Origin of the sequence: Streptomyces sp. SUK 48 (assembly GCF_009650765.1) — a bacterium.
In the GTDB taxonomy this organism is placed as follows: Bacteria; Actinomycetota; Actinomycetes; order Streptomycetales; family Streptomycetaceae; genus Streptomyces.
In genome coordinates this window covers 2,448,978-2,468,892 of sequence record NZ_CP045740.1, presented here as the reverse complement: position 1 = coordinate 2,468,892, position 19,915 = coordinate 2,448,978, and the positions used below count along the sequence as shown (strand labels likewise).

Genomic DNA, 19,915 nt, shown 5'->3' with positions numbered 1-19,915 from the left:
TAGAGGAGAAGGGTTGAAGCTCTCCCTGGAAGATGCCGTGAGTATCTTTCGAGATCTCGAAGAGTATGTGATCTCCTTCGATCGGATCATTTCTCGAATTGGATCCGGTGCTGACCCTGTAATTTTCATCGAATACCTTGCGGCGCGTGAGGTGCCAGCCAGGTTGGCGCGTGTTCGTGAGCTTCTGGGTGATGAACTGGAGGCGCTGGTCGGCGAGGAGGCGTTGGAGGCCATCGCAGAGGATGTATTTAGATATTCTGATGGCGATCTCACCTAATCACATGGGGCTGAGCGGGGTCGCTGAGTGCCGGAGGTCATGAAAGCGGATGCGGCGTGGGTTCGGCCCGCGAAACGTGCCGTCGATCCCCGGCCCCCGCCGATCCCGGACTGTTCGACGCGTCGCCGGGAGCGCGCGGCTATAGTGCCAAGACCAGCGCAAACCCCAGGGTGAGGCCCCCGCACTTGTTGACCCAGACCACCTCACGGGTGCTCGATCCGAGCGACCTCGATGCCGCGCTCGCCGTCCTGGACCGCGAGCCGGTCGCGAACGCCTTCGTGACCGCGCGCGTCCAGATCGCGGGGCTCGACCCCTGGCGCCTCGGCGGCGAGATGTGGGGCTGGTACGAGGACGGCATGCTCACGTCGCTGTGCTACGCGGGCGCCAACCTGGTCCCGATCTGCGCCACCGAACGCGCCGTACGCGGCTTCGCCGACCGGGCCCGGCGGGCCGGGCGGCGCTGCTCCTCCATCGTCGGCCCCGCCGACGCCACCTCCGCGCTGTGGCGGCTGCTGGAACCCCACTGGGGCCCCGCCCGCGAGGTCAGGTCCCAGCAGCCCCTGATGGTCACCGACCGGATGCCCGACGACATCGCCCCGGACCCGTACGTCCGCCGCGTCCGCAAGGACGAGATGGAGACGATCATGCCGGCGTGCGTGGCGATGTTCACCGAGGAGGTCGGGGTGTCGCCGCTGGGGGGCGACGGCGGGCTGCTCTATCAGGCCCGGGTCGCCGAACTCGTCGGCTCCGGGCGGTCCTTCGCCCGCCTGGACAAGGACGGCAAGGTCGTCTTCAAGGCGGAGATCGGCGCGGCGACCTCCCAGGCGTGCCAGATCCAGGGCGTGTGGGTGGCCCCCGAGCAGCGGGGCAAGGGCCTCGCCGCCCCGGCCATGGCGGCCGTCCTGCGCTACGCCCTGGCCGACGTGGCCCCCGTGGTCAGCCTGTACGTCAACGACTTCAACACCGCCGCGCGCCGCACCTACCGCAGGGTCGGCTTCCAGGAGATCGGCGCCTTCATGAGTGTGCTCTTCTGAAGCCGGATACCCTCCCGGCATGGATCTAGCGATCGGCCCCCTGGACCTGTCGGCCCGCGTGGACGAGGCCCTGGCGGTCCAAGCGGTGGCGTTCGGCCTCGGCCCGGAGGAAGTCGCCGTACGGCGTCAGATCGTCCAGCGTCACATGCAGTTCCCGGGCGCGCGGGCCCTCGGCGCGAGCGCCGGGGGACTCCTCGTCGGCTTCGTCTACGGCATGCCCAACTCCCGCACCCACTGGTGGTCGACGGTCGTCGAGCCGTACCTGCGCGCGGCCGGCAACGACGCCTGGCTGGACGACTCCTTCGTGATCACCGAGCTGCACGTCCACCCGGACCACCAGAACCGGGGCATCGGCCGCCGGCTGATCACCCGGATCACCGACACGGCCACCGAACCCCGCTCGATCCTCTCCGCGATCGACATCGACAGCCCCGCCCGGGGCCTCTACCACTCCCTCGGCTACACCGACCTGGCCCGCCGCGTGAACTTCCCGAGTGCGCAGCTCCCCTACGCCGTCATGGGCGCCCCGCTGCCGCTGCGCAGGCGATAGGGCGCTCACGCGATAACCGATTTCCGCCCGCCCGGCAAGCCCGGTTAACCTCCTATGCCAGCACCGTCCCCCACTCTCGGCTGCGCTCGATCGGGGGCGCCCCCATCTGTAGGAGTACGAGAACCATGGCCAACGCACAGGTCCAGCGCATGTCCCAGTTGATGGTGAAGACGCTGCGCGACGACCCGGCGGACGCCGAGGTCCTCAGCCACAAGCTCCTCGTCCGCGCCGGCTACGTCCGCCGCACCGCCGCCGGCATCTGGTCCTGGCTGCCCCTGGGCAAGAGGGTCCTCGCCAACGTGGAGCGCGTCGTACGCGAGGAGATGGACGCCATCGGCGCCCAGGAGGTGCTGCTCCCCGCTCTGCTGCCCCGCGAGCCCTACGACGCCACCGGCCGCTGGGACGAGTACGGCCAGGAGCTGTTCCGGCTCAAGGACCGCAAGGGCGGCGACTACCTCCTCGGCCCCACGCACGAGGAGATCTTCACCCTGCTGGTCAAGGACCAGTGCACGTCCTACAAGGACCTGCCGGTGATCCTCTACCAGATCCAGAGCAAGTTCCGTGACGAGGCCCGCCCCCGCGCCGGCATCCTGCGCGGCCGCGAGTTCCTGATGAAGGACTCGTACTCCTTCGACACCGCGGACGAGGGCCTCGCCGAGGCGTACGCCCGGCACCGCGAGGCGTACCAGCGGATCTTCGCGCGCCTCGGCCTGGACTACCGCATCGTCGCGGCCACCGCCGGTGCCATGGGCGGCTCGAAGTCGGAGGAGTTCCTGGCCCCCGCCGAGGCCGGCGAGGACACCTTCGCGGACTGCCCGAACTGCGACTTCGCCGCGAACACCGAGGCGATCAGCTACCCGCTCCAGCCCGTCGACGGCTCCGCCGTGCCCGCGCTGGAGGAGATCCCCACGCCCGCCACCCCGACCATCGAGACGCTGGCCGCTTCGCTCGGCGTCCAGGCGTCCGACACGCTGAAGAACCTGCTGGTCAAGGTGGACGGCGAGATCGTCGCCGTGGGCGTGCCCGGCGACCGCGAGGTGGACCTCGGCAAGGTCGAGGAGCACTTCGCGCCCGCCGCCGTCGAGATGGTCACCGAGGCGGACTTCGCGGGCCGCCCCGACCTGGTGCGCGGCTACGTCGGCCCGCAGGGCCTGGGCGAGAAGGTCAGGTACATCGCCGACCCCCGCGTCGCCCCCGGCACGGCCTGGATCACCGGCGCGAACAAGGCGGACACGCACGCCAAGAACGTCGTCGCGGGCCGTGACTTCGAGGTCGACGAGTACGTGGACGTCGTCGTGGTCCAGGAGGGCGACCCCTGCCCCGCGTGCGGCACCGGCCTGAAGCTGGACCGCGCCATCGAGATCGGCCACATCTTCCAGCTGGGCCGCAAGTACGCCGATGCCCTCAAGCTCGACGTCCTCGGCCAGAACGGCAAGCCCGTCCGCGTCACCATGGGCTCCTACGGCATCGGCGTCTCCCGCGCCGTCGCCGCGCTCGCCGAGCAGACCGCCGACGAGCAGGGCCTGTGCTGGCCCAAGGAGATCGCCCCGGCCGACGTGCACGTGGTCGCCGCCGGCAAGGCCCTCCAGACCGAGCTGGCCCTCGACGTCGCGGGCAAGCTGGCCGCCGCGGGCGTCCGCGTCCTGGTCGACGACCGCGCCGGTGTCTCCCCGGGCGTCAAGTTCACCGACGCCGAACTGATCGGCGTCCCCCGGATCCTCGTCGCGGGCCGCCGCTCGGCCGAGGGCATCCTGGAGCTGAAGGACCGCAAGACGGGCGAGCGCGAGGAAGTCTCCGTGGAGGACGCGATCGCGCGCCTGACCGCGTAGTCACCGGCCGACGTACGACCGACGCCCCCGGGTCTTCCCGGGGGCGTCGTCGCGTTCACCCGGTCCCGGAAAGGCCCGGGGGAGGGCGACGACGCGGCTCCGGGGCCCGGCCTAGAGCTGCGAGGCCCCGCCGTCGACAGGGAACTCCGCGCCCGTCGAGAAGGTCGCGCCGAACGCCAAGTACGCCACGGCCGCGGCCACTTCCTCGGGCGTCCCAAGACGCCGCATCGGGATGGTGCTCCGGTAGCCGTCCTTCACCGTCTCGGCGACATCGGCGGGGACGGAGCGGTCCAGGACGCCCGTGTCGGTCGGGCCGGGGCTCACGGCATTGACCCGCACCCCGCGCGGCAGCAGCTCGCGGGCCAGCGTGCGCGTCATCGACCGCAGCGCCGCCTTGCTCGCCGAGTAGGCGCTGAGCGCGTCGAGGCCCAGGACGTTCACCACCGACGTGGTGAGGACCACCCCGCTCCCCTCGCGCAGCAGCGGCGCCAGCGCCTGCACGGTGAAGTACGGGCCCTTGGCGTTGATGTCGAACAGCGCGTCGAACATGTCCTCCGTCGTCGAGCCGAACGGCGCGGACGCGGTGACACCGGCGTTCACGAACAGCGCGTCCACCGTGCCGAACCGCTCCCGGACCGTGGCGGCCAGCGCCTCGATCTCCGTCAGGGACGCGGCGTCGCTGCGGACGGCGATCGCCCCCTCGCCCAGCCGCTCCAGCGCGCTGTCCAGGGCGGACCGGGTGCGGCCGGTGATCAGCACGCGCGCCCCGCCGTCCGCGAACAACCGGGCGGCGGCCAGTCCGATACCGCTGCTTCCGCCCGTGATCACGATCTTCTTGCCGTCATAAGTGGTCATGCCCGCAAGCCAAATGGCGACCGGCACCCCGTGTCCAAGACCCGTTCCGTATGCCGCCATGCGCCAGGCGCATGACAGCGCGCGACGTACGCTGGCCGGATGGACGTCGATCTGCGGCTCGTGCGCTATTTCACGGTCGTGGCGGAGCACGGCAACTTCGGCCGGGCCGCCACCCGGCTGCACCTGGCGCAGCCGTCGCTGAGCCGCCAGATCCAGCGACTGGAAGCCCAGCTCGGGGTCCGGCTCCTCGACCGCTCGCCGCAGGGCAGCAGCCTCACCGACGCCGGTCGGGCCTTCCTGCCCCGGGCCCGGATCCTGCTCCAGGAGGCCGAGCGGGCCGCCCGCACGGCCAGGGCCGCCGCGCAGCCTCGTACCGTCACCGTCGGCCGCGCCGAGGGACTGGTCATCACCGCCTGCACGCAGGAACTGCGCCGCCGCCACCCTGAGGCCCAGGTCCGCACCCGCCACCTCGACTGGCGGGACACGCGCGCGCTCACCGAGGGGCGCGTCGACGCCCTCATCGCCTACGGACCCCTGCCCTTCCCCACGGACGGCTTCCGGGTGACCACCCTCCATCAGGAACCGCGGGTGCTCGTCACCTCGGCCAGTCACCCGCTGGCCGACGAAAAGGCGATCAGCCCCGGGGCCCTGGCGGACGAGGAACTGGTGGCCTGCGCCAGCACCCCGGTTCTCTGGAGCACTCCCAAGCCGGTCGGCGCCCACCCGGCGCCGCCTCGGCCCGCGGGCGACGACAGCTTCGAGGACAAGCTGGAACTCGTCGCCACCGGCCACTGCGTCGCGATCTTTCCCGCCGGTGATCGACGCGCCGCGGTACGCGAGGACCTCGCCCTGATACCCCTCGTCGACACCGACCCCTGCGAGGTCCTGCTCGTCACCCGCGCCGACGACCCGAACCCGCTGCTCGGATCACTGGAGGACATCGCCCGCACCGTGCTCGGCGACGCCTAGCGCCTCTCGTGTGGATCATGCCGGGCTGATCCACACGAAAGACCCTCAGAGCCACCCGGCGAACTCCAGCAGCAGCTCCCCGTCCCGCGGCCGGCCGACCCGTACCGCGCGGACCCCCGACTCCACCGCCCGGAACAGCGTCCACCCCCGCAGCCGCTCCTGGTCCACCTCCAGCGACTCCGCGAGCCGCTTGATCCGCCGCCGCGTGATGGACGCGCCCGCGGGCGAGGCGATCAGGTCCTCCACCCGGTCCCGCACCAGCCGCGCCAGGTCGAACGCGTTCTCCCCGACCACCGGATCGGGACCCACCGCGAGCCACGGCAGCCGCTCCCCGGCCAGCACCTTGCTCTGCCGGAACGTGCCGTGCAGCAACCGCTCCTCCGGCGGCGCCACCAGCAGGTCCTCCCGCGCCGCCAGCGCCGCGTCCACCAGCGCCGCCATCTCGGCATCCCGCTCCGCGCCCGCCCGCATCGCCACCGCCTGCCGCCCGGTGCGCCCGGCGACGGTCTCGAAGACGTGGTCCGCCGGCGGCTCCACCCACAGCCGCCGCAGCGTGCCCGCCGCCTCCAGCAGCGCCTTCGCCTCGGGCAGCGAGCGCACCGAGACATCCGGGTGCAGCCGCTCCAGCAGCAGCGCCCCCTCCGCGCCGTCGTCCGCGTCCGACGCCAGCAGCTGTACGGCACCCCGCCCGCCCCAGTGCGCCAGCGCCGCCCGCTCGCTCTCCGGCCGGGCCCTCGGCGGGGCCAGCTTCAGCACGGCCGGGGTGCCGTCCGCCTGCCGGACCAGCACCACCAGGCTGCTGCGGCCCCCGGGCACCTGCACCCGCTCGACGGTCAACTCCCGCCGCACAACGGCCCGTTCGGCCAGCTCGGGCAGCCGGGCCAGCCAGTCGTCCCCGGCCGGTGCCGTCTCCCCGAGCGCCCGCACCAGGCGCCGCGGCGGTTCGAAAGCCATGCGCGAGCCGTTCCCTTCCTCGTGGGTCCCGTCCGTCCCCCGGCCGCCGTACGCGGTCCGTACGACGCTCAGCGGGCCGCCGACGCGGACCCCGACGGCGCCGCGCCCGCGGCCCCCGTCCCCGTGTCCGTGCCGGTCCCGGTGTCCGCGCCGGTCCCCGTTCCCTCGCCCGCCCGTTCGGCGAGCCCCGGGAAGGCTACGCTCTGTCCGCTCCAGCCCACCGCCCGCACCGCGGCCTCCCGCAGGGCTTCCGCGGCCGAGGTGCGCCGCGCGCCGGACGTCGAGCGGACCAGATCGGCGTAGACCCCGGCCACCCGCCGCTCCAGCTGCGCGGCGAGCCGTACCGCGTCGGCCTGGTCGCGCACCGCGAACGGCAGGGCGTAGGCCGCGCTCGCCGCCACCGGCCGGCCGCCCAGGTCCCGCACCTCACGGGCCAGCGCGTCCCGCCGGGCCCGGTGGGCGTCGTACGCCGCCTTCGCCGCGCTCCGGCGCCCCTCGCCGACCCGGCCGCCGACCACGCCGTACCCGTACACCGCCGCGTGCTCCGCCGCCAACGCGGCCTGGAAGGCGGTGAGTTCGGTCTTCTCGCCGTCGTCGCTCACTTCGCGGCCCCCGTCGTCAGCAGGTACGCGTGCGCGGCGCCGGCCGCCGCCGTGGAGGCCAGCAGCCGGGCCGGCTCGCCCGGCACGTCCAGCAGCGCCCGGGCCCGCCGGTCGGCGAGCGTCCGCTCGGCGGCGGCCAGCGAGGCGAGGGCGTCCTTGGCGGTCGCCGGCACCGGGTCCGGCGAGGTGGTGGGGGAGGGGGAGGCGGAGCCCGGGGGAGTCGCCGCGGGGGTCGTACTCTCCCGGAACGCGGCGGCGTGGGCCGCGACCTCCGTGCGCAGCGGGCGCAGCCGGTCCGCGAGGTCCGGGAACGCCCTGAGGACGGCGTCGTAACGTTCCAGCAGTGTCGCGCTGTCCGCGGCGGCCTGCGCGCGGGCCCGCTCGGTGGCCGGGGAGTCGTCGCCGGAGCCGGAGCCGGACGTGCAGCCCGCCAGCAGGGCGGCGCCGGCGGCGGAGGCGAGCAGGGTTCTTCTGCGCGGCCCCGAGGGGGTGCGCGGTGGCGAGGGGTACGGCACGGCAGACGTCCTCGGGGAACTCGTACGACAAGAACGACAAGAAGAAACGACAAGAAGAAGAGCGGCGCGACGAGTCGCTCGTGATCACCGTACCCGCGCACCTGTCCGATACCGGTCACCGGCACCGCCCCGCCTCACCCGTCCCGCGCCGGGTTGTCCACAGGTGGACGGCAACACTCCCCGCGACCGGATACCCTTTGATCAGACACGCGACCCATCCCACAACAGCACACGCGGCCGAGGAGTCACCCGGATGAGCACCACCCAGAGCGAGAGGCTGCGAGAGCTGCTCGAACCGCTCGTCACCTCCCAGGGGCTGGATCTCGAAGAGATCGCTCTCGACTCCGTCGGACGCAAGCGGGTGCTGCGCGTGGTCGTCGACTCCGACTCCGGGGCGGACCTGGACGCGATCGCCGATGTGAGCCGTGCGCTCTCGGCGAAGCTGGACGAGACCGACGCGATGGGTGACACCGCGTACGACCTGGAGGTCGGAACCCCCGGCGCCGAGCGCCCGCTCACCGAGCACCGGCACTTCGTGCGCGCCGTGGACCGGCTCGTGAAGTTCCAGCTGACCGAGGACGGCGAGCTGGTCGCGCGGATTCTGGACGTGGACGAGGAGGGCCTCGACGTCGAGGTGCCCGGCGTCAAGGGCCGCAAGGCCACCACGCGCCGGATCGCCTTCCCCGAGATCGCGAAGGCCCGCGTGCAGGTCGAGTTCAACCGCAAGGACACCAAGGACAAGAAGGAAGAGGAGGCGTAGCCGTGGATATCGACATGAGCGCCCTGCGGGGCTTGGTCAGGGAGAAGGAGATCTCCTTCGACCTGCTGGTCGAAGCGATCGAGTCGGCCCTCCTCATCGCCTACCACCGCACCGAGGGAAGCCGCCGCCACGCGCGCGTACGGCTCGACCGGCAGACCGGTCATGTGACCGTGTGGGCGAAGGAGGACCCCGAGGACCTGGAGGAGGGGCAGGAACCGCGGGAGTTCGACGACACCCCCTCGGGCTTCGGCCGCATCGCCGCCACCACCGCCAAGCAGGTGATCCTCCAGCGGCTGCGCGACGCCGAGGACGACGCGACGCTCGGCGAGTACGCGGGACGCGAGGGGGACATCGTCACCGGCGTCGTCCAGCAGGGCCGCGACCCGAAGAACGTGCTGGTCGACATCGGCAAGCTGGAGGCCATCCTGCCGGTGCAGGAGCAGGTGCCCGGCGAGACCTACCCGCACGGCCAGCGCCTGCGCTCGTACGTGGTCCGGGTCGCCAAGGGCGTGCGCGGCCCCTCCGTGACGCTCTCGCGCACCCATCCGAACCTGGTGAAGAAGCTCTTCGCCCTGGAGGTGCCGGAGATCGCCGACGGTTCGGTGGAGATCTCCGCCATCGCCCGCGAGGCCGGCCACCGCACCAAGATCGCCGTCCGCTCCACCCGCTCGGGCCTGAACGCCAAGGGCGCGTGCATCGGCCCGATGGGCGGCCGGGTGCGCAATGTGATGGGCGAGCTGAACGGCGAGAAGATCGACATCGTCGACTGGTCGGACGACCCGGCGGAGATGGTGGCGAACGCGCTGTCACCCGCTCGGGTGAGCAAGGTGGAGGTCGTGGACCTCGCCTCCCGCTCCGCCCGGGTGACCGTGCCGGACTACCAGCTGTCGCTGGCGATCGGCAAGGAGGGGCAGAACGCCCGCCTCGCCGCCCGCCTCACCGGCTGGCGCATCGACATCCGGCCCGACACCGAGCAGCCGGCGGAGTAACCGCCGCCGCGAGGGAATGGATCCAGGCCGTGAGTGGCTTGGATTACGACAACAGCCGTTCGATCTTTCCCCCGAAGGGGTGAGGATGGTGCGGGGAGGTACACTTAGCCGTGTCTGGCCGGACGCATGCCGGAGCACGCCCTGAACGCACCTGTGTGGGGTGCCGGGAGCGGGCGGCCAAGAACGATCTTTTGCGGATCGTGCGGAGCGAGGACGCGTGCGTCCCCGATCCGCGCGGTACGCTGCCCGGCCGGGGTGCGTATCTGCACCCCGCCCTGGTCTGTCTCGACCAGGCGGTACGCCGCCGGACGTTGCCGCGGGCACTGCGCGCCCCGGGAGCGCTCGACACAAAGGCGTTGCGCCGATACGTCGAGCAGGCAACAGTTGCCGAGCAGGCAACGCCGTAAGACATGCCGTACGGAACCCCGTGCGGCTTGGTACCTCGCGAGTCGAAAGCAGGTCGAGATTGCGATGAGCACTCGATGAGTACGCGATGAGTACGCCCATGAACTAGCGACGGTCCGGCTTCACCCGGACCTCAAAGGAGCGAAGTGGCTAAGGTCCGGGTCTACGAACTCGCCAAGGAGTTCGGTGTCGAGAGCAAGGTCGTCATGGCCAAGCTCCAGGAACTCGGTGAATTCGTCCGTTCGGCGTCTTCGACCATCGAAGCGCCGGTTGTACGCAAGCTGACCGACGCCTTCCAGGGTGGTGGCAGCGGCAAGTCCGCCAAGCCCGCCCCGCGCAAGGCTTCCCCCAAGCCCGCCGCGCCCTCTCCGGTGCAGGCGGCACGTCCGGCTGCCCCGCGGCCGGCGGCTCCCAAGCCCGCGACGCCCGCCCCGCAGCAGCCGGCTGAGCCGGCCGCTCCGTCGGCTCCCGCGGCGTCCGCGCCGGCCTCGGGTCCGCGTCCGGGCCCCAAGCCCGCGCCGCGTCCGGCCCCGGCCGCCCCGGAGTTCACCGCTCCGCCGGCCGCTCCGGCCGCCCAGACCCCGCAGGCCCCGGCCGCACAGGGTCAGGGCCAGGGTCCGCGTCCCGGTGGCGCCCGCCCCGGTGCCCCCAAGCCCGGTGGCCGTCCGGCCCAGGGTCAGGGTCAGGCCCGTCCGGGCGAGCGCGCGCCGCGTCCCGGTGGCCAGGCCCCGCGTCCGGGTGCCCGTCCCTCCGGCCCGCGTCCGGGTAACAACCCCTTCACTTCCGGCGGCTCCACCGGCATGGCGCGCCCGCAGGCGCCCCGTCCGCAGGGTGGCCCGCGTCCCGGCGGCGCCCCCGGCGCCGGCCCCCGTCCGCAGGCGCCCGGCGCCCAGGGCGGCGGTCCGCGTCCGCAGGCTCCCGGTGGTGCGCGTCCGACTCCGGGCTCGATGCCCCGTCCGCAGGGCGGCGCCCCGCGTCCCGGCGGCCCGCGTCCGAACCCCGGCATGATGCCGCAGCGTCCCGCTGCCGGCCCGCGTCCCGGCCCCGGCGGCCGTGGTCCGGCCGGTGCCGGTCGTCCCGGTGGCGGTGGCGGCGGTCGTCCCGGTGGCGGCGGCTTCGCCGGCCGTCCCGGCGGCGGTGGCGGCGGTGCCCGTCCGGGTGGCGGCGGCGGTTTCGCCGGTCGTCCCGGTGGCGGTGGCGGCGGCTTCGGCGGCGGCCCCGGTGGCGGCGGTCGTCCCGGCTTCGGCGGTCGTCCCGGCGGTCCCGGTGGCCGTGGTGGCACGCAGGGCGCCTTCGGTCGTCCCGGCGGTCCCGCGCGTCGCGGTCGCAAGTCGAAGCGGCAGCGTCGCCAGGAGTACGAGGCCATGCAGGCCCCGAGCGTCGGCGGCGTGATGCTGCCGCGCGGCGGCGGCGAGACCATCCGTCTCTCCCGCGGCGCGTCGCTCACCGACTTCGCGGAGAAGATCAACGCCAACCCGGCGTCCCTCGTCGCGGTCATGATGAACCTCGGCGAGATGGTCACCGCGACGCAGTCCGTCTCCGACGAGACGCTGCACCTGCTCGCCGGCGAGATGAACTACACGGTTCAGATCGTCAGCCCCGAGGAGGAGGACCGCGAGCTGCTCGAGTCCTTCGACCTGGAGTTCGGCGAGAACGAGGGCACCGAGGAAGACCTGGTCGTCCGTCCGCCGGTCGTGACCGTCATGGGTCACGTCGACCACGGTAAGACCCGACTCCTCGACGCCATCCGCAAGACGAACGTCATCGCGGGCGAGGCCGGCGGCATCACCCAGCACATCGGTGCCTACCAGGTCGCGACCGAGGTCAACGGCGAGGACCGCGCGATCACCTTCATCGACACCCCGGGTCACGAGGCGTTCACCGCCATGCGTGCCCGTGGTGCCCGGTCGACGGACATCGCGATCCTGGTCGTCGCGGCCAACGACGGCGTCATGCCGCAGACGGTCGAGGCGCTGAACCACGCCAAGGCGGCCGAGGTGCCGATCGTGGTCGCGGTCAACAAGATCGACGTCGAGGGCGCCGACCCGACCAAGGTGCGCGGTCAGCTGACCGAGTACGGCCTGGTGGCCGAGGAGTACGGCGGCGACACCATGTTCGTCGACATCTCCGCCAAGCAGGGTCTGCACATCGACAGCCTCCTGGAGGCCGTCGTCCTCACCGCGGACGCCGCCCTGGACCTGCGGGCCAACCCGCACCAGGACGCGCAGGGTATTGCGATCGAGTCCCGCCTGGACCGCGGTCGCGGTGCGGTCGCGACGGTCCTGGTGCAGCGAGGCACGCTGCGGGTCGGCGACACCATGGTGGTCGGCGACGCGTACGGCCGAGTCCGCGCGATGCTGGACGACACCGGCAACACCGTCGCCGAGGCCGGCCCGTCGACGCCGGTCCAGGTCCTGGGTCTGACCAACGTCCCGGGTGCCGGTGACAACTTCATCGTGGTCGAGGAGGACCGTACGGCCCGCCAGATCGCGGAGAAGCGTGCGGCCCGTGAGCGCAACGCGGCCTTCGCGAAGCGCACGCGCCGTGTCTCCCTTGAGGACCTGGACAAGGTGCTCAAGGCCGGCGAGGTCCAGCAGCTGAACCTGATCATCAAGGGTGACGCTTCCGGTTCGGTCGAGGCCCTCGAGTCCTCGCTGCTCCAGCTGGACGTCGGCGAAGAGGTCGACATCCGCGTCCTGCACCGCGGTGTCGGTGCGGTCACGGAGTCCGACATCGACCTGGCCATGGGCTCCGACGCCATCGTCATCGGCTTCAACGTCCGTGCGGCCGGCCGTGCCGCGCAGATGGCGGAGCGCGAGGGCGTCGACGTCCGGTACTACTCGGTCATCTACCAGGCGATCGAGGAGATCGAGGCGGCCCTCAAGGGCATGCTCAAGCCGGAGTACGAAGAGGTCGAGCTCGGTACGGCGGAGATCCGCGAGGTCTTCCGCTCGTCCAAGCTGGGCAACCTCGCCGGTGTGCTCGTCAGGTCCGGCGAGGTCCGCCGCAACACGAAGGCCCGCCTCCTGCGCGACGGCAAGGTCATCGCGGAGAACCTCACCATCGAGGGCCTGCGTCGCTTCAAGGACGACGTCACCGAGATCCGCGAAGGCTTCGAGGGTGGTATCAACCTCGGAAACTTCAACGACATCAAGGTCGACGACGTCATCGCGACGTACGAGATGCGCGAGAAGCCGCGCGCGTAACCGGCCGACGGTTCACGCCGGCCGACGGGATGCGTCCTGTCGGCCGGCGTGCCGTTCCCGGAGCTCGACCGGCATCCGGGGACCCGTGGCAGCCGCCGCGGGTCCCCGGACCGCGTCGAAACCCTGTCGAGCCTCCGCCAGGTACGCGGTACCGTTTCTTGATGTCCCCGGCCACCCGGCCAAGGGGCCATCGATCCCGTACCGGCGGGTGAACCGGCAACACACATGTACGTGGGGACTCTGTCCTTCGACCTCCTCCTCGGCGATGTCCACTCGCTGAAGGAGAAGCGCTCCGTCGTCCGCCCGATCGTCGCCGAACTCCAGCGGAAGTACGCCGTGAGCGCGGCCGAGGTGGACCACATGGACCTCCACCGGCGGACGATCATCGGCCTCGCCGTGGTCTCCGGTGACGCGGCACACCTCACGGACGTACTGGACCGGTGTGAACGGCTGGTCGCCGGCCGCCCAGAGGTGGAGCTGCTGTCCGTGCGACGCCGCTTCCACGGCGACGACGACTGACCCGGACCGCGGGACGAAGACCACGCAACGAAGACCAAGGAATCAGGAAAGAACGGGAGCTGGACCAGTGGCCGACAACGCGCGGGCGAAAAGGCTGGCGGACCTCATCCGAGAGGTGGTTGCCCAGAAGCTGCAGCGCGGGATCAAGGACCCGCGGCTCGGCTCGCACGTCACCATCACGGACACCCGCGTGACGGGTGACCTGCGGGAGGCGACCGTCTTCTACACGGTGTACGGGGACGACGAGGAGCGGGAGGCCGCCGCGGCGGGCCTGGAGAGCGCCAAGGGCATCCTGCGCTCCGAGGTCGGGCGCGCGGCCGGGGTGAAGTTCACCCCGACCCTGACCTTCGTCGCGGACGCCCTCCCGGACACCGCCAAGACCATCGAGGACCTCCTCGACAAGGCCCGGCAGTCCGACGCCAAGGTGCGGGAGACCTCCGCGGGCGCCGACTACGCCGGCGGCGCGGACCCGTACCGCAAGCCGGCGGACGACGAGACGGACGGCGACGCCGCGGAATGACGCAGAAGCACACCACGCCCGACGGCCTTGTCATCGTCGACAAGCCGTCGGGCTTCACTTCGCACGACGTGGTCGCCAAGATGCGCGGGATCGCCCGGACCCGCCGCGTCGGCCACGCAGGCACCCTCGACCCGATGGCGACCGGCGTGCTGGTCCTCGGCGTCGAGCGCGCCACCAAGCTCCTCGGTCACCTCGCGCTGACCGAGAAGGAGTACCTGGGCACCGTACGGCTGGGCCAGAACACCCTCACCGACGACGCCGAGGGCGAGATCACCTCGTCCACCGACGCCTCCAAGGTGACCCGGGAGGCCATCGACGCCGGTATCGCCAAGCTGTCCGGCGCCATCATGCAGGTCCCGTCCAAGGTCAGCGCCATCAAGATCGACGGCGTACGGTCGTACAAGCGGGCCCGCGAGGGCGAGGAGTTCGAGATCCCGGCCCGGCCGGTGACCGTCTCCTCCTTCACGGTGTACGACGTCCGCGACGCCGTCGCCGAGGACGGCACCCCCGTCCTCGACCTGGTCGTCTCCGTCGTCTGCTCCTCCGGCACCTACATCCGCGCGCTCGCCCGCGACCTGGGCGCCGGCCTGGGCGTCGGCGGACATCTCACCGCGCTGCGCCGCACGCGCGTCGGGCCGTACAAGCTCGACGCCGCGAAGACGCTGGACCAGCTCCAGGAGGAGCTGACCGTGATGCCGATCGCCGAGGCCGCCGCGGCGGCCTTCCCGCGCTGGGACGTCGACGCCAAGCGCGCCCGGCTGCTGCTGAACGGGGTCCGCCTGGAGATGCCCGAGGAGTACGCGGACGCCGGTGCGGTCGCCGTGTTCGACCCCGAGGGCCGTTTCCTGGCGCTCGTCGAGCTGCACAAGGGCAAGGCCAAGAGCCTGGCCGTCTTCGCCTGAGCGAGGGCTTTCGCCGTGGAGCGGCGGCCGGCACGGGGTGTGCCCCTGCCGCCGCTCCACGGTCCCCCCACTTCCCCCACCCCTAGGGCTGTCCAGCCGCCCCCGCCAATTCACCCGTCCGGGCAGGCGCTCGGAGTGAACCGGGGGAGCTTAACGGGGCGCGTTCCCCGTCCGCGCCGCCCCGCCGATCATCACCCGCCTACCGTCGCCACAGGCAAGGGCCCGCAGCGCGGGCGAGGGCGGGAAGGCAGGACGATGACGGCAGGAGACCCGCGAACCGGTGGTGCCCGCGGGGTGACGGCGCACGGCACGGGTGACATGGCGGACGCGGCGGGACCGGCGGGCGCCCGCACCGACGGGGCGCGCGGCGCGCGGGTGCTCACCACCCCCCGCCCGCACACGGCGGGCGCCCTCGGCATCCGCCGTACGGACCCCGTCCCGCTCGCGGACGCCCGCACCACCGACCCCCTGGTCCGCATCGAGGACCCCGCGGGCCGCCCGCGCGGCACCGGATTCCTCGCCGACCACCACGGCACCCTCCTCACCAGCCACGAAGCCGTCGACGGCCTCGACCGGCTGGTGCTGCGCACCGGGGACCGCACCCGGGTGGTCGGCGCGGAGGACGTGACCGGGCTGCCCGCCCAAAACCTCGCCCTGGTGCGCGCCGAGGGCCTGGACGTGCCCCCGCTGCCGCTGAGCGCCCGTGGGAGCGTCGCCGCCGGTACCTACGTCCGGATCGCCGCCGGCCGCTGGCGCGAGGCGCGGGTGCTGGCCGCCGCCGAGGTGTCGTACGGCCGCCATCTGATCGGCGACGCGCTGGAGCTGGCCATCGGGACGGCGGGCCGGGACGCGCTGCGGCCCGGGGGCGGGGCGGCAGGCGGACCGGTGGTGGACGCGGGTACCGGCGCGGTCCTCGGCGTCCTCGGCACCGTGCTGCACGCCCCCCACCGCGACGCCGGTTTCGCGGTGCCGCCGCGCGCCGCCGACGGCCCCCTCGCCGAGCTGCTGGCCCGCAACGCGGCCACCGTGCCCGCCTACGGGGCCGACCTCAATCGCGCGGGCGTCCTGGAGCTGACCGCCACCTCGGTGGGCCAGGACGGGCCGCCGAGGCCCCTGGTGCAGCCGGTCGAACGGGCCACGTTGGCAGGGGAGTCGACCGGTTTCACGGACGGCGAGCGGTGCGTGCTCGGCCTGGTCGGCGCCCCGGGCAGCGGCCGTACGACGGAACTCGCGGCCCTCGCCGCCCGCCGCGCGGCCACGGCGGAGCCCACGCTGTGGCTGCGCGGCGCCGATCTGGAGGAGGGCGACGGCTCGGTGGCCGACGCGGCGCGCCGCGCCCTGGAGCGGGCCGCCCGCATCGTGGCCGCCGCCCGCCGGCTGGACCTTCCCGACCTCGGCGACCTCACCCCCGAGCACCTCGCCGCCCGCGCGGGCCGCCCCCTCCTGCTGCTCCTCGACGGCCCCGAGGAGATGCCCCCGGCCCTGGCCGGGCGGCTGCCCGAGTGGACCGCGGGCACCGTCGCCTGGCTGCGGGAGACCGGCACCCGTCTGGTGGTGGCCTGCCGCGAGGAGTACTGGGAGCAGGCCGGATTCCCCGCGACGGACGTACGGAAGGTGGTCCTGGGCGACCTCGACGCCGAGGAGGCCGGGAAGGCGCGGGCGCGGTACGGGATTCCCGAGGGGCTGCTCGCCGCGCGGGACGCCCGGCATCCGCTCACCCTGCGGCTGCTGTCCGAGGTGTGGGCCGTCCTGCGCACGGCGCGGTTCGCCGCCCCCGTCGACCGGCACGAGGTGTTCGCGGCCCACCTCGACCTGATGTGCCTGCGCGTCGCGGTGCGGCTCGCCGCCGAGCGGGGGCTGCGCGGCACGGCCGTACGACGGCTCGCCGCGCGGGTCGCCGGGCAGCTGCACGAGGCCGCCCGGCTCAGCCTCGGAGCGGGGCGGGGCGAGCTGGACCGGGCGTCCTTCGAGGCGGTGTTCCCCTGGGGGCCGGCGCCCGGGCGGCTCGGCGGCGGCACCGGCTGGGCCTCCGCCGTACTCGCCGAGGGACTGCTGGTGCCGGCCGGGCACGGCTACCGCTTCGCCCACGAGGAACTGGCCGACTGGCTCCAGGGCCTGCATCTCGATCTGGACGGGGCCGTGCACACGCTGGTGCACCGCGCCCGGGGGGCCGGGGCGGGGGAGGACACGCCGCCGGTGCCGCGCCATCGGGTCGGGCCCGTCGTCGAGGCTCTGCTGCACCTCGGCCGCCGTCAGGGGGGACGTCAACTCGCCTTCCAGTTGCGTGAGTTGGTGGACGCCCTGGATCTTGACACCGGCTCCTGGTGGGCCGCCCGGCTGCTCGCCGGGACTTTGGAGAAGGTGCCGGACGCGACGCCGTACACCGAGGTGCTGCGGCTGCTCGCCGAGCACGTCGTGGCCTGGCGGCGCGAACTGCGGCCGGTGCCCGAGGAGTTCGCGCCCGCCTTCTGGACCGGCCTGCCGCTGCCCGTCGCGGAGCGGGTGGACCTGCTGCGCCGGCTCGTCCTCGCCGATGCGGGCGCGGGCGCGTCGGCCTCGGGCACGTCGAGCATGGATGGCGCGGATGCGGGCGGGGGCGGGGGCGCGCCGGGCGAGCGATATCTCGATGCCGTGGCCCGGCTGCTGGCCGCCGCCCCCGCTGCCGTACAGCCGTGTCTGACACGGTGGTTCGAGGACGAGCGACCCTTGCCCGCGGCCCCGCACGCCACCGTCGCGACCGCCGCGCAGGCCCTGCTGCACACCCATCGGCACGGCGCGCTGGACACGCTCACGGAGGCGCTGGCCACGAGCGGTCACCGGCACGCGGAGGAGCTGCTCGCCGTGCTCGCCGAGGAGGAGCCGGCGGCGCTGTGCCGGGCCGTGCACCGCTGGGCGCACGACGAGCGGCGCCCGGCCCGGCACCCGGCCGCCATGACGCTCGCGCTGCGCGCCGCCCCGCATCTGCGGGCGCCCGCCGACCGTGAACTGCTGTGCCACGCCGCGACCGCCGTGCTCGCCCGCCCCGCCGGCCACGCCCTGCACGGCGGCGCCCACGCCCTCTTGGCCGGCGCCCCGGGCACCCGGGAACGGCACCTGCCCGAGGCGCTGCGCCACTTCGCCGAGGGCGACCCGCTCGTCCCCGCGACCGCCCTGCTGCCCGCCCTGACCAGCCACCCGGAGCAGGTCCTGGACGCCTTCCGGACCCGGCTGCGCGGGCCGCACCGGGAGGCGGCCGACTGCCTGCGCCGCCTCCTCGCCGACGTCACCACCCCGGCCCTCGCCCGCGCCGCCGCGACCCTGTTGCGGGAGGCGGCGCGCCCGCACCCGGAGAGCGCCGGGCGGATCGCCACCGCCGTCGACCACCGCCTGACCCAGGGTCCCACCGCTCGCCCGGTCCTGTTCCCCCTGGTCACCGGCCTGCTCCGGGACGGGCCCGAGCCGCTGCGGGCCGCGCTCGCCACCGTCCTCGCCGCCTCCGACACCCGCACGACCGGATCACCGGGCCCAGGTCGCGCCACCCGCGTCCCCGGTTCGCCGCGCGCCGAACTCCTGGACTTCCTGCTCGCCCGTGAACAGGAGCCGTCCGTGCTGGTCGCCGTCCTGCACGCGGCGGCCTCGGAGACCGGCCCCGCGGACGACGTCCGCGCCCTCGTGCACCGCACCGGACTGCTGCTGGGCCGCACCCCCGAGGGCGCCACCCGCTTCGATCGCGCCCTGGTCGACCTCGGCCGGCACGTCCCCGGCTTCGCCACCCGGATGACCCGCTGGCTCGCCGACGCCCCGGAGGAGTGGGCCGCCGTGGTGGGCCCCAGCACCCGCCGCACCCTGGAGAACCTCGGGGGCGCGCGGGTACCGGCCTGATGGCGCCCCGCGCTCTCGCGTCCCCGAGCGGCCGCGGTCCGCGCCGCCGGGGCGAACGTGCGCCCGGTCACAGCGTCCCTGCCGATGCGGGCGCCGGGCACCCGGCATGGCACCCTTAGACCTGCACAATCGTCAAGGTAGACACGGACACGGGTTCGAGGAGCGGTCACAGTGCAGCGCTGGCGTGGCTTGGAGGACATCCCCGAGGACTGGGGGCGCAGCGTCGTCACCATCGGTTCCTACGACGGTGTCCACCGAGGTCACCAGCTGATCGTCAAGCACGCCGTCGACCGCGCCCGCGAGCTGGGCGTCCCGGCCGTCGTCGTCACCTTCGACCCGCACCCCAGCGAGGTCGTGCGCCCCGGCAGCCACCCGCCGCTGCTCGCCCCGCACCACCGTCGCTGCGAACTGATGGCCGAACTGGGCGTCGACGCGGTGCTGATCCTCCCCTTCACCAGCGAGTTCTCCAAGCTGTCGCCCGCCGACTTCGTGGTGAAGGTCCTGGTGGACAAGCTGCACGCCAAGGCGGTCGTGGAGGGCCCGAACTTCCGCTTCGGCCACAAGGCGGCCGGCAATGTCGAGTTCCTCGCCGAGCAGGGCAAGGTCTACGACTTCGAGGTCGAGGTCATCGACCTGTACGTGTCCGGCGCGGCGGGCGGCGGTCTGCCGTTCTCCTCGACCCTGACCCGGCGCCTGGTCGCCGAGGGCGATGTCGAGGGTGCCCGCGAGATCCTGGGCCGCCCGCACCGGGTGGAGGGCGTCGTGGTGCGCGGCGCCCAGCGCGGCCGGGAGCTGGGCTTCCCGACGGCCAACGTCGAGACGCTGCCGCACACCGCCATCCCCGCCGACGGCGTGTACGCCGGTTATCTGCACGCGCAGGGCGAGATCATGCCGGCCGCGATCTCGGTGGGCACGAACCCGCAGTTCGACGGCACCGAGCGCACGGTGGAGGCATACGCCATCGACCGCGTCGGCCTCGACCTGTACGGCCTGCACGTCGCCGTCGACTTCCTCGCCTACGTCCGCGGCCAGGCGAAGTTCGACTCGCTGGAGGCCCTGCTGGAGCAGATGGCGGCGGACGTGAAGCGATGCCGGGAGATCGTGGCGGCGGACGGCTAGCCGCCGAGGGATTTGCGAGGATGACGAAGGGGCGGCCGGTGCGTGGAGC

At 73.4% G+C, this 19,915-nt stretch carries 18 protein-coding genes; 14 read left to right on the top strand and 4 right to left on the bottom strand.

Annotation, left to right across the window (positions count from 1 at the left end; all coding sequences use genetic code 11):
• Nucleotides 1-13: 13 nt before the first annotated feature.
• From GHR20_RS10265 to GHR20_RS10250, 4 genes are all read left to right on the top strand, one after another.
• Entirely contained in the window at nucleotides 14-277 is a 264-nt protein-coding gene (locus GHR20_RS10265) for a hypothetical protein (protein ID WP_148024176.1), read from the top strand.
• A 185-nt stretch (nucleotides 278-462) separates the two neighbouring features.
• Nucleotides 463-1,311, top strand: coding sequence for a GNAT family N-acetyltransferase (locus GHR20_RS10260; RefSeq protein WP_161215156.1), 849 nt, complete (start codon nucleotides 463-465; stop codon nucleotides 1,309-1,311).
• A 19-nt stretch (nucleotides 1,312-1,330) separates the two neighbouring features.
• A complete protein-coding gene (locus tag GHR20_RS38310) occupies nucleotides 1,331-1,861 on the top strand; it encodes a GNAT family N-acetyltransferase (protein WP_153813003.1) in 531 nt (176 codons plus the stop codon).
• 125 nt (nucleotides 1,862-1,986) lie between these two features.
• Nucleotides 1,987-3,690, top strand: coding sequence for a proline--tRNA ligase (locus GHR20_RS10250; RefSeq protein WP_153813002.1), 1,704 nt, complete (start codon nucleotides 1,987-1,989; stop codon nucleotides 3,688-3,690).
• A 111-nt stretch (nucleotides 3,691-3,801) separates the two neighbouring features.
• Here GHR20_RS10250 and GHR20_RS10245 read toward each other — a convergent pair whose 3' ends face one another.
• Nucleotides 3,802-4,545: an SDR family oxidoreductase gene (locus tag GHR20_RS10245; protein WP_111585647.1), complete on the bottom strand. Its 744-nt coding sequence runs from the start codon at nucleotides 4,543-4,545 to the stop codon at nucleotides 3,802-3,804.
• Nucleotides 4,546-4,644: 99 nt separating this feature from the next.
• Between GHR20_RS10245 and GHR20_RS10240 the strand changes: the two genes are divergently transcribed.
• Nucleotides 4,645-5,514, top strand: coding sequence for a LysR family transcriptional regulator (locus GHR20_RS10240; protein WP_153813001.1), 870 nt, complete (start codon nucleotides 4,645-4,647; stop codon nucleotides 5,512-5,514).
• Between the two features lie 45 nt (nucleotides 5,515-5,559).
• On the opposite strand, the gene GHR20_RS10235 is transcribed toward GHR20_RS10240, so the two are convergent.
• From GHR20_RS10235 to GHR20_RS10225, 3 genes are all read right to left on the bottom strand, one after another.
• A complete protein-coding gene (locus tag GHR20_RS10235; protein WP_153813000.1) occupies nucleotides 5,560-6,468 on the bottom strand; it encodes an aminoglycoside phosphotransferase family protein in 909 nt (302 codons plus the stop codon).
• Nucleotides 6,469-6,536: 68 nt separating this feature from the next.
• Nucleotides 6,537-7,070, bottom strand: a complete 534-nt coding sequence (locus GHR20_RS10230; protein WP_153812999.1) for a DUF4439 domain-containing protein — start codon at nucleotides 7,068-7,070, stop codon at nucleotides 6,537-6,539.
• Nucleotides 7,067-7,585: a hypothetical protein gene (locus tag GHR20_RS10225; protein ID WP_153812998.1), complete on the bottom strand. Its 519-nt coding sequence runs from the start codon at nucleotides 7,583-7,585 to the stop codon at nucleotides 7,067-7,069. The genes GHR20_RS10230 and GHR20_RS10225 overlap by 4 nt, the downstream gene beginning before the upstream one ends.
• A gap of 253 nt (nucleotides 7,586-7,838) precedes the next feature.
• Between GHR20_RS10225 and rimP the strand changes: the two genes are divergently transcribed.
• From rimP to GHR20_RS10180, 9 genes are all read left to right on the top strand, one after another.
• Nucleotides 7,839-8,345: a ribosome maturation factor RimP gene (rimP, locus tag GHR20_RS10220; RefSeq protein WP_111585652.1), complete on the top strand. Its 507-nt coding sequence runs from the start codon at nucleotides 7,839-7,841 to the stop codon at nucleotides 8,343-8,345.
• Nucleotides 8,346-8,347: 2 nt separating this feature from the next.
• Nucleotides 8,348-9,334, top strand: a complete 987-nt coding sequence (gene nusA / locus GHR20_RS10215) for a transcription termination factor NusA (protein ID WP_148024168.1) — start codon at nucleotides 8,348-8,350, stop codon at nucleotides 9,332-9,334.
• A gap of 110 nt (nucleotides 9,335-9,444) precedes the next feature.
• Entirely contained in the window at nucleotides 9,445-9,741 is a 297-nt protein-coding gene (locus tag GHR20_RS10210; RefSeq protein WP_148024167.1) for a YlxR family protein, read from the top strand.
• Between the two features lie 144 nt (nucleotides 9,742-9,885).
• A complete protein-coding gene (gene infB / locus GHR20_RS10205) occupies nucleotides 9,886-12,945 on the top strand; it encodes a translation initiation factor IF-2 (RefSeq protein ID WP_148024166.1) in 3,060 nt (1,019 codons plus the stop codon).
• A gap of 225 nt (nucleotides 12,946-13,170) precedes the next feature.
• Entirely contained in the window at nucleotides 13,171-13,464 is a 294-nt protein-coding gene (locus tag GHR20_RS10200; RefSeq protein WP_111585656.1) for a DUF503 domain-containing protein, read from the top strand.
• A gap of 67 nt (nucleotides 13,465-13,531) precedes the next feature.
• Nucleotides 13,532-13,984, top strand: coding sequence for a 30S ribosome-binding factor RbfA (rbfA, locus tag GHR20_RS10195; protein WP_148024165.1), 453 nt, complete (start codon nucleotides 13,532-13,534; stop codon nucleotides 13,982-13,984).
• Entirely contained in the window at nucleotides 13,981-14,886 is a 906-nt protein-coding gene (truB, locus tag GHR20_RS10190; RefSeq protein ID WP_111585658.1) for a tRNA pseudouridine(55) synthase TruB, read from the top strand. Before rbfA ends, truB begins: the two co-directional genes overlap by 4 nt.
• Nucleotides 14,887-15,141: 255 nt before the next feature.
• Complete coding sequence (locus GHR20_RS10185) at nucleotides 15,142-18,747, top strand: serine protease (RefSeq protein ID WP_243877993.1); 3,606 nt, start codon at nucleotides 15,142-15,144, stop codon at nucleotides 18,745-18,747.
• Nucleotides 18,748-18,918: 171 nt separating this feature from the next.
• On the top strand, nucleotides 18,919-19,866 hold the full coding sequence (locus tag GHR20_RS10180; RefSeq protein WP_111585659.1) for a bifunctional riboflavin kinase/FAD synthetase: 948 nt from the start codon (nucleotides 18,919-18,921) through the stop codon (nucleotides 19,864-19,866).
• Nucleotides 19,867-19,915 lie beyond the last annotated feature (49 nt).

Excerpts from the sequence above, each read along its gene's own strand:
- GHR20_RS10245 (WP_111585647.1), bottom strand. The coding sequence starts at position 4,545 with ATGACCACTTATGACGGCAAGAAGATCGTGATCACGGGCGGAAGCAGC.
- GHR20_RS10185 (WP_243877993.1), top strand. The coding sequence starts at position 15,142 with ATGACGGCAGGAGACCCGCGAACCGGTGGTGCCCGCGGGGTGACGGCG.
- truB (WP_111585658.1), top strand. The coding sequence starts at position 13,981 with ATGACGCAGAAGCACACCACGCCCGACGGCCTTGTCATCGTCGACAAG.
- GHR20_RS10240 (WP_153813001.1), top strand. The coding sequence starts at position 4,645 with ATGGACGTCGATCTGCGGCTCGTGCGCTATTTCACGGTCGTGGCGGAG.
- GHR20_RS38310 (WP_153813003.1), top strand. The coding sequence starts at position 1,331 with ATGGATCTAGCGATCGGCCCCCTGGACCTGTCGGCCCGCGTGGACGAG.
- GHR20_RS10200 (WP_111585656.1), top strand. The coding sequence starts at position 13,171 with ATGTACGTGGGGACTCTGTCCTTCGACCTCCTCCTCGGCGATGTCCAC.
- GHR20_RS10250 (WP_153813002.1), top strand. The coding sequence starts at position 1,987 with ATGGCCAACGCACAGGTCCAGCGCATGTCCCAGTTGATGGTGAAGACG.
- rimP (WP_111585652.1), top strand. The coding sequence starts at position 7,839 with ATGAGCACCACCCAGAGCGAGAGGCTGCGAGAGCTGCTCGAACCGCTC.
- GHR20_RS10235 (WP_153813000.1), bottom strand. The coding sequence starts at position 6,468 with ATGGCTTTCGAACCGCCGCGGCGCCTGGTGCGGGCGCTCGGGGAGACG.